12 protein-coding genes are annotated in these 13,183 nt (G+C 71.1%); 7 read left to right on the top strand and 5 right to left on the bottom strand.

What is annotated here, in order from left to right:
* Nucleotides 1-105 precede the first annotated feature (105 nt).
* From KZC50_RS01035 to KZC50_RS01020, 4 genes are all read left to right on the top strand, one after another.
* Nucleotides 106-663 carry a hypothetical protein gene (locus KZC50_RS01035; RefSeq protein WP_310890279.1) on the top strand — a complete coding sequence of 186 codons (558 nt, stop codon included), beginning with the start codon at nt 106-108 and terminating at the stop codon, nt 661-663.
* Between the two features lie 52 nt (nt 664-715).
* Entirely contained in the window at nt 716-1,420 is a 705-nt protein-coding gene (locus tag KZC50_RS01030) for a CPBP family glutamic-type intramembrane protease (protein WP_310890278.1), read from the top strand.
* Nucleotides 1,421-2,428: 1,008 nt separating this feature from the next.
* Nucleotides 2,429-3,820: a DUF2254 domain-containing protein gene (locus tag KZC50_RS01025; RefSeq protein ID WP_310890277.1), complete on the top strand. Its 1,392-nt coding sequence runs from the start codon at nt 2,429-2,431 to the stop codon at nt 3,818-3,820.
* Between the two features lie 359 nt (nt 3,821-4,179).
* Nucleotides 4,180-5,406 (top strand): hypothetical protein, encoded by a 1,227-nt coding sequence (locus KZC50_RS01020; protein WP_310890276.1) that lies wholly within the window; start codon nt 4,180-4,182, stop codon nt 5,404-5,406.
* Here KZC50_RS01020 and KZC50_RS01015 read toward each other — a convergent pair.
* The gene (locus KZC50_RS01015; RefSeq protein ID WP_310890275.1) at nt 5,385-6,404 is read right to left on the bottom strand and encodes a serine hydrolase domain-containing protein; all 1,020 of its coding nucleotides are present in this window, start codon (nt 6,402-6,404) and stop codon (nt 5,385-5,387) included. The two genes, KZC50_RS01020 and KZC50_RS01015, sit on opposite strands and share 22 nt — an antisense overlap.
* 386 nt (nt 6,405-6,790) lie before the next feature.
* Between KZC50_RS01015 and rplM the strand changes: the two genes are divergently transcribed.
* Genes rplM through glmM form a run of 3 tightly spaced genes read left to right on the top strand, consistent with a single transcriptional unit; the run spans nt 6,791 to nt 9,112 of the window.
* Nucleotides 6,791-7,237, top strand: coding sequence for a 50S ribosomal protein L13 (rplM, locus tag KZC50_RS01010; RefSeq protein WP_053548557.1), 447 nt, complete (start codon nt 6,791-6,793; stop codon nt 7,235-7,237).
* A gap of 25 nt (nt 7,238-7,262) precedes the next feature.
* Nucleotides 7,263-7,736, top strand: a complete 474-nt coding sequence (gene rpsI / locus KZC50_RS01005) for a 30S ribosomal protein S9 (protein WP_064319293.1) — start codon at nt 7,263-7,265, stop codon at nt 7,734-7,736.
* Nucleotides 7,737-7,750: 14 nt separating this feature from the next.
* Nucleotides 7,751-9,112 (top strand): phosphoglucosamine mutase, encoded by a 1,362-nt coding sequence (gene glmM / locus KZC50_RS01000; RefSeq protein ID WP_310890274.1) that lies wholly within the window; start codon nt 7,751-7,753, stop codon nt 9,110-9,112.
* Nucleotides 9,113-9,215: 103 nt separating this feature from the next.
* Here the strand turns inward: glmM and KZC50_RS00995 are convergent, their stop codons facing one another.
* The 4 genes from KZC50_RS00995 to KZC50_RS00980 all read right to left on the bottom strand — a co-directional run bounded on the left by KZC50_RS00995 (nt 9,216) and on the right by KZC50_RS00980 (nt 13,164).
* Entirely contained in the window at nt 9,216-10,094 is an 879-nt protein-coding gene (locus tag KZC50_RS00995) for a TetR/AcrR family transcriptional regulator (protein ID WP_310890273.1), read from the bottom strand.
* Nucleotides 10,095-10,403: 309 nt separating this feature from the next.
* Nucleotides 10,404-10,925: a hypothetical protein gene (locus KZC50_RS00990; protein WP_301134881.1), complete on the bottom strand. Its 522-nt coding sequence runs from the start codon at nt 10,923-10,925 to the stop codon at nt 10,404-10,406.
* A gap of 327 nt (nt 10,926-11,252) precedes the next feature.
* Entirely contained in the window at nt 11,253-12,026 is a 774-nt protein-coding gene (locus KZC50_RS00985; RefSeq protein WP_310890272.1) for a hypothetical protein, read from the bottom strand.
* Between the two features lie 196 nt (nt 12,027-12,222).
* Complete coding sequence (locus tag KZC50_RS00980; protein ID WP_310890271.1) at nt 12,223-13,164, bottom strand: Ppx/GppA phosphatase family protein; 942 nt, start codon at nt 13,162-13,164, stop codon at nt 12,223-12,225.
* Nucleotides 13,165-13,183: the final 19 nt, after the last annotated feature.

The following is a 13,183-nucleotide window of genomic DNA, read 5'->3' as shown; positions in this document are numbered from 1 at the left end:
ACTGCGCTGATTCTGCGTTTTTCCTGACAATCGCTATGGTTGCTCGAACATAGACCTGCCCGAGGGTCGCTACACAACCACTCCCCAAGAGATACGGAACTCCCCATGAAGAAATCCCTCGCGGCTGTCGCAGTTGCCGGTGCCATCGTCTTGACCGGCGCCTCTGCGGCCCACGCCTACCCCGTCGACATCGAGTGCGTCGCCAACCCCACCACGGTTGCCCTCGGCGGCTCGACCACCATCTCCTGCACCGGTCTGAACGACGACTTCGACGCCACGTTCAGCGTCACCGGCCCCGGAGTGCAGCAGGGCGTGACCCTCACCTCCGTCGCCGCTTCCGCCGCGACCGGAACGGCATCCGTCACCAAGCCCGTCGTCGGCGGCGCGACCTCCGCGACCTTCACCCCGCCGACCGCGGCCGACTACGCGATCACGGTCGCCCAGGGTGACGAGTCGTTCGGCACCTTCACCGACACGGTCACGGTCACCGTCGTCGAGGGCTCCGCGTCCGGCGGCACCGGCGGCACCGGCTCCACCGGCGGCCTGCCCGCCACCGGTGGCGACGTCCCCGGTGCAGCCCTGTGGCTCGGCGTCGGCGCGCTCGGCGTCGGCGGCATCGCGGTTGCGGCCGCGGCGGCGCGTCGCCGCGCATCGCGCGCCTGACCTCGCTGAATCCGCGCACCCCGCGGTGACAACGCTCACGAAAGACGGCCGGGTGGCCTACACCCGGCCGTCTTTCGCGCTTGCCGTGGCGGCGGGGGCGTGGCTCGTCACCGCGGGGCTCTTGCTGTGGACCGACGACGGTGCGGGCGCGGACCGAACGGGCCCCGGCTGGTTCTGGATGCTCGGCGAGCTCGAACGCCAGCTTCTCGCGCTCGCCTTCGTCGCGCTCCCGCTCACCGCGGGTGCCGTGGTCGCCGCGCGATGGGCGGGGCGCGGTGCGATCGGGCGGGTGCTCGGCATCCGTCCGTGGCGGTGGAGTGACGCCCTCGTGGGCGTGGCGATCGCGCTCGTGGTGCGCGCCGCCGTCGAGGTGATCGAGCCGACGACCGGGACCCTGGGTGGACCGTTCGGTGCCCCGCCCGTCGTCGTTGCGGTCAGCGTGCTGGGGGCGGTGGTGGTGGCGCCCGTCGTGGAGGAGGTGTTCTTCCGCGGGGTGATGCTGCGGGCCCTCATCGATGCGCTCGGCCGACGGGGGCGCGCGCTCGCCGCCGTCATCGCGGTGGCTGTGTCGACCGCGGCGTTCGTGGTGCTACACCTGGTCACGCTCGGGCCGTTCGCGCCGGCGGGCCTTCTGGTCGGGACCATCGGGATCGGAGTCGGATGCGGGGTGCTCGCGGTGGTCACCGGACGCATCGGTGGCGCCCTCGTCGCGCACGTCGTCTTCAACGCCCTCGGCATCCTTCTCATCGTTCTCTAACCGTTTTCGTGTGTTTTGTCCCCCGAAAGGCCTACAGACGTCGGCTGTGACGCCTGCGTAGGCTGGAGCTCGAGAGTACGGACCCCAGCCTGCTCTTCATGTCCGTCCCAGATCGTCGCTTCGGGTGCGACTCGTATCATCCGGACGGACAGCGGCCCGCGGCCCCCCACCGCGGGCCGCTTCATTTTTGCCCGAGGGCGGCGCCCGCCGGCTGATCCGGCCCCGTGCCGCGCCGGCGCCGGGCGTCCGATCCGGCGCCCTGCCGTGCCGAACTCCTCAATCCCGGGGTGTCGGGGGCGCTTCCGAGGGGTTTGGGCGGGCTCAGCCGACGTTTCTGAGGAGTTCGGCCCGGCTGATCACGGGTCCCGGCTCATCCGATCCGGCTGCGCCGTTCCCGAGCTCGACGGTTGTGGTGCGCGGTCCCGGGCGGCGTCACCCCGCTGGCCCGTGCCGAACTCCTCCATCCCGGCGTGTTGGGGGCACTTCCCAGGGCTCTCGAGCGCGCCACCGCCGCATTTCGAGGAGTTCGGCCCGCGCTGCCCGCGCTGCCGGCCACGCGGAGCCCCGCGGGCAGCGCGCACGTCACCGGTCTCGGCGACGGATCATGCCGCCTATCAGGATGCCGACGATGACCGCCGCCGCGATCCAGAGCGCGATCGCGGCGGCGATGACGATGACTGTGGAGACGACGTCGTCCATCACAGATCCCCCTCCCCAGGGGTATCCAGCGGGAGGATCGGGCATCCTCCGTGCGAGAACTGTACGCCCGGACGGCCGGCCCGCGGTGCGGGAATCGATCCGATATCGCCCTCCGCGCGTACCGAACTCCTCCTATTCGGAGCGAAACGGGACGCGTAGGCGCGCTGCGGCGCCGGGATGCCCGGATCTGAGGAGTTCGGCCCGGGCTGATGCCGGTACCTCACCTCGCCCCGCCCCGCCCCGCTACCCCTCGTGTCCGCCGACCGCAAGGGTGCGGCATCCGTCGATGGCGCGGGAGAGGATCGACGCATGAGCTCTTCCACCCGCGCCACTTCCGGAACCGACGCGCGGCGGAGGGGATGGTGGGCGCGGGTGACCGAGTCGATCGAGTCGCGGCTGTGGCCGGTGCCGTTCACCATCGTCGTGCTGGCGGTCCTGCTCGGCATCGTGATGCCGCAGCTCGACATCGCCGTCGACGAGTCGTTGCCCGACACCGTCGATTCGCTCGTCTTCAACGGCGGAGCCGAGACCGCCCGCACCGTCCTGTCGTCGATCGCGGGATCGCTCATCACCGTCACCTCGCTGACGTTCTCCCTCACCGTCGTGGCGCTGCAGCTGGCGAGCAGCCAGGCGTCCCCCCGCGTGCTGCGCTTGTTCGCCCGCGACCGGCAGGTGCACTGGACGCTCGCCGCCTTCCTCGGCACCTTCGCGTACTCGCTCACCGTCCTGCGCTCGGTGCGATCCGATACCGAGCAGATCCCCGAGTTCGTCCCGCGGATCGCGGTCACCCTCGCCTTCGTGTTGACGCTCGTGAGCGTCTGCACCCTCGTGTTCTTCCTCGCGCATCTGGCGGCGCAGCTGCGGGTGGAGACGATGCTCAAGGACATCCACGCCGAGACCGACCGCACGATCGATCGCGTGTCGGCACGCAACCGTGCGGCGTCGGCGGCGCGTGAGCCCGGCATCCGTCCCGATGAGATGCACGTCACCAAATCGACGTCGAGCGGCTTCATCACCAGTCATGACCACGCGCGTCTGGTCGAGATCGCGAGCGAGCACGGGCTCGTCATCGAGGAACGCGCCCGCGTGGGGGCGAACATCGTGGCGGGGATGCCGCTTTCGGCATGGTGGGATGTCGAGCCGCAGCCGAATCGAGGTTCTGAGCGCCGGGCGGGGGAGCGTCAGGCCGAGATCGACGAGGCGATCCGCGCGGCGTACGGAGTCGGATACGAGCGGACAGCCGCCGAGGACATCGACTACGGGGTCCAGCAGATCCTCGACATCGGACTGAGGGCACTATCGCCGGGGGTGAACGACCCGACGACGGCCGTGCACGCGCTCGGCCACCTCAGCGCCATCACGACCCGCATCGTCGACATGCCGGCGTTCCCGCGCGTGCTCGCGGGGGATGACGGTTCGCCGCGCGTGGTGACGATCGCGCCCGGTGCGGCCGAGCAGGTCGACGCCGCGCTCAGCCCGATGCGGCACTACGGGGCTGAGCATCCGGCCGTGGCTGCGCGGTTCGTGCAGGCGGTCGACGAGATCGCCACGCTCAGCACGGATGCCGCGGTGCGCGCCGCGCTCACCCGCCAACTCGATGCCCTCGCTGCGCAGATCGGGCCCGGATCGGGCTCGGATCCCGCATCGACGGAGCGCGGGCTGTCCGCGATCGCCGCGGTCCGGGCGCGGCACGGGCTGTGACCTGCGGCAGGGCGCGCGTGAGCCGGTCAGTCACGGATCCGAGGCGAGCCGAACTCCTCCTTCTCGACAGTGAGGGGGCCGGAGAACCGGTTTTCGGCAGTTTTCGGTCCGGATCGGAGGATTTCGGTACACGCCACTCGGCGCACCCGGGGTCGTCGCGGCGGACGGCGTCGCCTCCGTCTCCCCGCATTCGCCGGCCGGCCACGGCGTCGAGGCGAGCCGAACTCCTCCTCTTCGGCGGTCAGCGGGCCAGAAGACCGGGTTTTCGGGTTTTTGCGTTCGGATCAGAGGAGTTCGGCACGGCGTGCGGAGGACACCGGCGCCGCGTACAAGGCTGACGACCGGAAGGGAGGAAGGGGATGAGACCGCAGATTCCCCGGGGGATGGCCGCCTTCGCGGTGCCCGCGGTGCAGGCGGTGCCCGCGGTGCCCGCGGTGCCCGCGGTGCAACCGGTGCAGGCGCTGGCCGGAGCGTCGGCCGAGTCGATCGAGGACCTCGCCGCCTCCTCGCGTGCCGCGCAGTACCTCCTCATGGCGGCGTCGTCGCTGAGCGGGACGGCGCCGGAGGGTGACGCGCTCAATGCGCCCGCCGTCGCCCCGGCCGCTGCGCGCGTGACGCGACCCCCGACGGACCCGATCGACCTCGCGGCTGCCGCGGCGCTGTACGCGGAGGTCACCACCACCGGCGACCCGACCACCCTCGCCCGTCTGCTCGCCGGACGCCTCCGCGCCGCCACCCCCGTCGAAGCCGCGGCGGCGTCCGTGGCGCTGCACGCGATGATGCCCGATCACCCCGGGGCGGCGGCCGCGCTGGCACGGCTCGTCCGTTCCGCGGATCCGCTCGCCCGAGCGATCGCCCAGACCGCCGCCCCCGCGGCACCACCCGCCCCCGGGACACCCGCCCCCACGGCCGCACCCGCGCCACCGGCGCCACCGGCTCCCACCCGCTCGCGCGCCGCGGTCAGCACCACGGTCCACGGCACGTTCGCGATGCTCGGCGACACCGGCTCCCGCTGGTACATCCCGGGCGCACCGCTCCACGACCACCTCGAGGCCCGCGTCGGCCGCAACCTCTACGACGGCCCGGGCTTCTTCACCTGGTCAGGGCAGTATTCCGATTCCGCGCGCCGCGCCGCCGGCGACGCGCTCGTCGCGTGGACGTCCGCCGCAACGGATGCCGGCACCCTCGACGTCGTCTACGCCCATAGCCACGGCGGCACGGTCGCGCTGAACGCGGCATCCGTCGGTCAACGCATCCGGGTGCTGGTCTTGATGCACGTGCCGGCGGTCGAACGGATGCCGGGGGAGTGGGCGACGATCCGTCGCGCCGTCGATCGGGTCATCGTCCTGCGCACCCGTTTCGACCTCGTCGTCCTCGCCGACACGCTCGCGAGCCGCCTCCGCCCGCCCCGGTCGCGGACGACCTTCGCGCAGACCGACCTGCCATACGAGCTCGTCGATCCGACGCAGTCCGAGGTCGCGGCGCCGATCGACCTCTTCTCGCACGACTACTTCCTGCGCGTTCCGACCTGGGAGCGCGAGCGCCTCGCGAACCTCGTCCGACGTCAGCCGAGTAGCTCGGCGTAGCGTCCGATCGCGGGCCACGCGCCCTCGGACGTGTTGGCCAGGATCGACACCGTCACGCGCGTCTCGGGGTCGAACCGGGACCGGCCCGAGACTCCGGCGTCGTATCCCTCGAGCAGGATGCCGGGCCCGTCGAGGTCGAGCCAGAACCCCGCGCCGTACCGCAGGTCTTCGTCGTCGACGGTCTCGCGCGGACGGACGAGGTCGTGAACGGCATCCGTCGGCAGCAGCGTGCCGTCCGTGAGCGCCCGCCAGAACCGGCTCAGGTCGGCGGCGGTCGTGTAGACGCCGCCGTCGCCGCTGCCGCGGACGGGCAGGTGCAGCACGTTGGTGCGGTCGTCTTCGTCATCGAACAGGTAGCCCCGCGCGGCGTCGCCGGGGAGGGTGTCCATGCGGAGGTAGCCGGTGCGCGTCATCCCGGCGGGGGCGAACACGCGCTCGGCGACCAGATCATGGAACGGGACGCCGCTCGCCCGCTCGGCGATGAGGGCGAGCACGACGTATCCGCTGTTGTTGTACGCGAACGTCGTCCCGGGAGAGGAGACCTGCGGACGCCCGTCGAGCACCGCGAGGAACGCCTCGGTGGTGTCGAGGCGGTGCGTCGGCACGTCCAGGACGTAGTCGGTGATCTCACCGTCGCCGGACTCGTCGAGGTAGTCGCCGATCCCCGACGTGTGGGTGAGCAGCTGCTCGACGGTGACGGCGTCGTCGATGAGGGGCAGATCGTCGCGGAGGATGCCGCGCACCGTGGTGTCGGCGGCGAGCACGCCGTCGCGGATCAGGGCGCGCACCGCGACGGCGGTGAACCCCTTGGCGATGCTGGCGACGCCGAACCGCGTGTCGACGGTGTTGACGACGCCGTAGGCGCGATCGGCGAATCCGTAGGCGCGTGCGCCGACGAGGTCTCCGTCGACGTCGATCGAGACGACGCCGCCGAAGTCGGAGCTGCGCGCGACGTCGTCGAGGGTGGCGAACAGGGCGGGGAAGTCTGTGATGGCCATCGTCCGACCCTATCGAGCAAGGGCTTTCCGATGTCGGGTGCGCCGGGCGGGCCGTACCGAACTCCTCCGATCCGGGCCGGGAGGCGCCGCAAGGCGCCCGCCCGGCCCGGATCGCCGCCTTCTTGAGGAGTTAGGTACGCCGCCCGACCCGCACACGGTCGCCGGGCCGCGCCCGCCGGGCCGCGCCCGCCCGCCCGCCTCGCCCGCCCGCCCGCCTCGACGCGGTTTGGCCCGCACCCCGGGATGCCGTAAGGTTGACCTTTGGTGTGCGGCTCAGCTGACCCGGCACCACGAACGTGAGCCCTCCACTGGTTTTCTTCCCGACGGGAAGGACCCCGGAGTGGGATTCACGAACCTCTCCGTTCGATCAAGAAAGCAGCACTATTGTGACGCGCACCTACACCCCGAAGACTGGTGAAATCCAGCGCGAGTGGCTGGTCATCGACGCGAACGACGTCGTCCTCGGACGTCTCGCCTCGCAGGCGGCCGCCCTCCTCCGCGGGAAGCACAAGCCGACCTTCGCTCCCCACGTCGACACCGGCGACTTCGTCGTCATCATCAACGCCGACAAGGTGGCCCTGACCGGCCAGAAGCTCGAGCAGAAGAAGGCCTACCGCCACTCGGGCTACCCGGGCGGCCTGAAGTCGGTCACCTACTCCGAGCTCCTCGAGAAGAACCCCGTCCGCGCCGTGGAGAAGGCCGTGCGCGGCATGCTCCCCAAGAACAGCCTGGGGCGCCAGCAGCTGTCGAAGCTCAAGGTCTACGTCGGTGCCGAGCACCCGCACGCGGCTCAGCAGCCCAAGACGTACACCCTCGACCAGGTCGCCCAGTAAGCGCCGCACAGACAAGGACATACTCGTGGCGAACATCGAAGAATCCACCAACTTCTCGACCGAGACCCCGGCCGACGAGACCGCGGTCGCGACCGAGCGCCCCGTGCTCTCGGTTCCCGGTGCGGCCGTCGGCCGCCGTAAGCAGGCCATCGCGCGCGTGCGCCTGGTCCCCGGCACCGGCACCATCACCATCAACGGCCGCTCGTTCGAGGACTACTTCCCGAACAAGCTCCACCAGCAGCTGGTCACCGACCCGTTCACGGTCCTGAACCTCACGGGCGCGTACGACGTGATCGCGCGCATCCACGGCGGCGGCCCCTCCGGCCAGGCCGGCGCGCTGCGTCTCGGCATCGCCCGCTCGCTGAACGGGATCGACGAAGAGAACAACCGCCCGACGCTGAAGAAGGCCGGCTTCCTGTCGCGCGACGCGCGCGTCAAGGAGCGCAAGAAGGCCGGACTCAAGAAGGCCCGTAAGGCGCCTCAGTACTCGAAGCGCTGATCACGCGGGTTCCGATGCCTCTTTTCGGCACGGACGGTGTGCGCGGCCTCGCCAACGGCGAGGTCCTCACCGCCGAACTCGCACTCACCCTGGCCCAGGCGACCGCTGTCGTCCTGGGCCAGGGCCGCACGGCCGAGGCGCGTCGGGCAGCCGGCAAGCGCCTCACGGCCGTGGTCGCCCGCGATCCGCGCATCTCGGGACACTTCCTGAGCGCCGCCGTGGAAGCGGGCCTCGCCTCGTCCGGTGTGGACGTGCTCGACGCCGGGACTCTCCCGACGCCGGCCGCGGCGTTCCTCGTCGGTGACGTCGACGCCGATTTCGGCGTGATGATCTCCGCCTCCCACAATCCCGCCGCCGACAACGGCATCAAGATCTTCGCGAGCGGGGGAGTGAAGCTCCCGGATGTCGTGGAGAAGCGCATCGAAGAGGCGCTGACGCAGCCGAAGCTCCAGCCGACCGGCGCCGCCGTCGGCCGCATCCGTCGTTTCGCGGATGCCGAAGACCGCTACGTCGTGCACCTGCTCGGCTCGCTCCCGAACACCCTCGACGGTCTACACGTCGTGCTCGACTGCGCGCACGGTGCGGCATCCGGGGTGTCGCCGGAGACGTTCCGCGACGCCGGCGCCGAGGTCACCGTCATCGGCGCCGACCCCGACGGCCTCAACATCAACGACGGCGTCGGGTCGACCCACCTCGACCAGATCGCCCGCGCGGTCGTCGAGTCCGGGGCCGATCTCGGCATCGCCCACGACGGCGACGCCGACCGCTGCCTCGCGGTGGACGCCCAGGGGCGCATCGTCGACGGCGACCAGATCATGGCGATCCTGGCGGTGGCTCTGAAGGATCGCGGCCGCCTCGTCGCCGACACCCTCGTGACCACCGTCATGAGCAATCTGGGTCTTCATCGCGCGATGGCCGAGCGCGGCATCCGTGTCGAGACGACGGCCGTCGGCGACAGGTACGTCCTCGAGCGCATGAACGAGGGCGGCTTCTCGCTCGGCGGCGAGCAGTCGGGTCACGTCATCATGAGCGACTTCGCCACGACCGGCGACGGGCTCCTCACGGGTCTGCACCTGGCGGCCGAGATGGTGCGGCAGGGGAAGACCCTCGCCGAGCTCGCCTCCGTCATGACGGTGTACCCGCAGGTGCTCATCAACGTCTCCGGCGTCGATCGGACGCGCGTCGCGGATGACCCGGGAGTGACGGATGCCGTCGCCGCCGCCACCGCCGAGCTCGGCGATGCCGGGCGCGTGCTGCTGCGTCCGTCCGGCACCGAACCGCTCGTGCGCGTGATGGTCGAGGCGGCGTCCGAGGACGACGCGACACGGCACGCGGAGACCCTCGCCGCGGTCGTGCGCGAGCGCCTCGCCCTCTGACGGACCGAGTCCCATCCGTTCACTCGTCGCCTCTTGCGGGTGTCGCGCTCCGCGACCCGCAAGAGGCGACAAGCGAACTGTGCTCCGCGGCGCCTTCGCGGGGTCAGCGGCTCAGCACGCCATCGTGCTCGGGGGCGCCGGTGCCGGGGGCGGGGATCTCCTCGCTCAGGCCCTCCACGAGCGCCCAGAACGCCGTCGCGACCAGTGACCAGGGCACGTCCTCGCCGTCGAGGCCGGGGCCGCGCCGGTCGTCCGAGAACGACTCCGAGCCGATCAGGGCGCGGCTGACGAGCCCCTCGACGACGGATGCCCCGGCGGTGACCAGCTGGCGATAGGTCACGCCCGGGCGCGGACGGCGGTGGACCACGGCGAAGATCTGCTCGTAGAACCGCGCCATGCGCTCGAGGAAGACGGTGTCGGTCTGCTGCAGCGTCTCGCGGACCACCTGACGCCGCTCCTCGGGGAGGCTGTTCACCGAGACCGACAGGGCCATGTAGCTCTTCCACTCGGGCGAGGCCATGGTGTCGTGGAAGTTCCGCACGAGGGCCACGCGCACCGCCTCACGGAGCACGACGGTGCCGCCGGCGGGGTCGGGTCGGCCCGCGGCATCCGTCAATCGATGGGCGTTCTCGATGAGGATCCGCCGCACCTCCTCCACGGATCCGTCCGAGACGATCGACAGCGCGCCGCCGTCGACGAGGCGGGGGCGCAGAGTGTCGACCATGAGGTCGGCCATCAGCTGCTCCTTGCCGCCGAACGCGGCGAACGCGGAACTGCGCGGCACCCCCACGCGGCGGATGAGCTCCTCCATGTTGAGGTGGTGCAGGCCGACGGTGAGACCGTCGTCGCCGAGCATGTCGTGAGCGGCGGCGAGGACGCGGGTGCGCAGTTCCTCGCGGCTCATACGTGGTGGGCGTTCGGCGCGGGCGGGCCGGTCGGTGGTGGACGTGCGGGGTGCGCGGGGGGACGCGGAAGAGACCATTCGGTGGATTCGATTCGGGTGCGTGGAACGTCGGGCGAGGGCGTTCCGCGGGGGTTTCGGGTCGCCCGCGGTACGAGAACCGTAACCCGACGTCATGTAAGTATGGACTGTGAATCCAAAGTCTTGAATCGGGGCGGTTCTTCGTCTAGTCTCGTCTCTGCCGGTGTTTGCTGTCTACGCGGTCGAATTCGACGCGTAGGCCTGGGGGTGAGTATTCGGCCGCGTTGCTGACCCGGCGTGATGACCGGGGGGCCATCGCGCCGGGTCAGCTGTCTCTGTGCGAACGCGGCCGGCCTACCGGCCGGCGGGTCAGCCGGCGACCGGCGAAACCAGGTAGGTCAGGCTCGGCGACGTGCTGGTGTCGCCCTCCTCCGGCAGGATCGCGGACAGCGACACCCGCCACTCGGGCCCCGCGAGGATCCAGATCTTCATCTGCCCCATGTCGGTCTCGCCCTCCATGACATAGCCGTCGGCGACGAGCTGATCCTTGATCCGCTCGCCCTCCGCGGCATCGGCCACCTCGAAGGTCGCCTGGTAGCCGCCCTCGGCGGCCATGGAGAACATCGGGCTGCCGTCCGGAACCGGGATCTCGGCGGGCCACCCCTCGGGGAGCGACGCGCCTCCGCCGGTGTTGACTTCGATGTCGGACCCGGTCTGCTCCTCGATGATGCGCTCCACACCGTCCTGGACCCCGCCCTGCACGAGCTGGTCGATGGGGTTGGTGCATCCGGCGAGGACGAGAACGGATGCCGCCACCGCCGTCGCGGCGACGAGAAGACGCGCGGGGCGGGGGCGGGCGACGGAACGGGCGAGCGGGTCGGGTGATCGCATGAGGGCTCCTGATTCGGCGGGGTGCGGCGAGGTTCGGCGCCGTGGCAGCCTCGCCGTTGAGGAGCATTGTGGCACCCGGGTGATACCTCGCGGGAGGCCTTCGTCCCGCCGGACCTGAGTGCCGGCACAAGATTTCCCCCAGGTCGGCGCCGCACCATTGCCCCGAGGTGCCCGGGTCACCTACTCTCAACGAGCCGTGAGTCGCGCCCGACCCCCGATGTGGAGTCCCGGGCACGCTGGGGAGTAAGACTCATGAGCGGCTGGTCCGGTGTTCTCTGGGGAGTGGATGCCGGGCCAGCCCCCGTCGCGGCATCCGTCTGCGCGGAATCAGACCGCCTCGGTCATGCCGTCCACGAGCGCCATCAGGGCGACCGCGGACAGGTGCCACTGCACCTCGGCGCCGCCGATGCCGGGGAGGGCCACCCACTCCGCGGCGAGCGGCTGCCCGAAGGCCGGACCCGTCGCCACACCCTCGAGCGTCGAGGAGGCCGCGGTGACGAAGTGCGTGATCGACAGGCCGGGCCGCATCCGCACGCCGAAGCGCTCGAACGTCGCCTCGTAGGCGCGCGACATCGTGTCGAGATAGATGGCCTGGATCGTCCCGAGGCGTGCGCGGAGCTCGTCCCGCTCGGCCTCCGGGAAGCTGTCCAGCGACATCGACAGCGCGCGGAACGTCCGCCACCGCGGAGCGCGCACGAGGGTCTCGTGCATCGGCGGGAGCGCGCGTCGCACACTCTCCCGCAGCAGGGCGCGCCGGCCCGCGGCATCCGTCATCAGCGTCTCGTGCTCGGCGACGACGGCGTCGGCACTCTCGGTCAAAAGGGCCGCGAACCGCATGGCCAGGGGGCTCGAGGGGGAGAGGAGGCGCAGGGCGAGCTGGAAGAAAAGGTTCTCCTTGCTGCCGAACGCATGGAACGCGGAGCTGCGCGGAACCCCCACCTGGCGGATGAGGTCCTCCATGTTCAGCGGGTAGGCGTTGACGCCGAGGCCTCGGCCGTCGAGCATCCGCTCGGCTTCGGCGAGGAGCCGCTCGCGCAGCTCCTCCTGCGGGATGCGCGCGGCGCGGGGACGGCCGGCGGCGGCCGGCGCCGACTCAGCCATCGATACGGCGGGACGAAGAAGAAATGTGCATGCGGTCCTCTGCTGGATTGTGTCTCGATGGAACCGTGGGCGGAGTCGTCACGCGGATGACCCATCCTAAGACCATCCGCCCGCGCGCATCAGGGGGTGGTGACGGCGACCGTCGTGTGGTGCGGGAGACGCCGAGGCCCCTGCGTTCAGGTGTTGAGGTCGCGGATCAGGATGCCGGGTGCCACGACAGCGACTCGATGTACCGCAGCAGCACCCCTTCGCGCAGCGCCCAGGGTGAGGTCTCGAGCTCGTCGATGTCGAGTGCCTTCATGGCCTGATGCAGCACCACCGCGCCGGCAACGATCTGGAAGGTGCGATCGGCCGTGATTCCGGGGAGTTCCTGCCGCGCCTCGGCGGGGATGCGCGCGAGGCGCGGAATCCATGCCTTCAGTTCTTTACGCGGCAGCACCATGCGCTCGATGCCCGACCAGCCGGGCATCGGGAATCCCGCGAGCTTCGCGAGCGAGCGGATCGCCTTCGACGATCCCACGACGTGATCCGGTCGCGGGTGGTCACGGAGCATGTCGACCACCGGCGCGAGGGTGGTCGCCGCGTGCTCGCGCAGGCGCTGGATGTCGTCCAAATCGGGCGGGTCGGACGGCAGGAACTCTACGGTCATGCGCCCCGCGCCGAGCGGGACCGACATCGCGGCATCCGGGAGTTCATCCGCCCCCGCGGCGATCTCGAGCGACCCGCCGCCGATGTCGAACAGGAGAATCTGCCCCGCCGACCATCCGAACCAGCGACGGACGGCGAGGAACGTGTAGCGGGCCTCGGTCTCGCCGCCGAGCACCTGCAGGGGCTGGCCGAGTGCGGCCTCGATGCGCGCGATGACCTCGACGCCGTTGGCGGCTTCCCGCACGGCGCTGGTGGCGGTGGCGAGGAGCTCGTCCACCCCCTCTTTCGTCGCGGTGGCGCGGGCCTCGGCGACCGCGCGCTCGAGGGCGGCGACCCCCTCCTCGACGATCTCGCCGTCCGGACCGAGGTACCGCATCAGGCGCAGGACCGTCCGCTGACTGGTCGTGGCGAGCGGCCGTCCACCGGGCCGGACGTCGGCGACGAGCAGATGGACGGTGTTCGAGCCGATGTCGAGGACTCCCAGGCGCACGCGCTTCAGCGTAGTGGGC

Source organism: Microbacterium aurantiacum (genome assembly GCF_031625015.1).
GTDB classification, from domain to species: Bacteria; Actinomycetota; Actinomycetes; order Actinomycetales; family Microbacteriaceae; genus Microbacterium; species Microbacterium aurantiacum.
The sequence above is the reverse complement of the archived record's forward strand: the minus strand, read 5'-3'. Positions and strand labels throughout refer to the sequence as shown.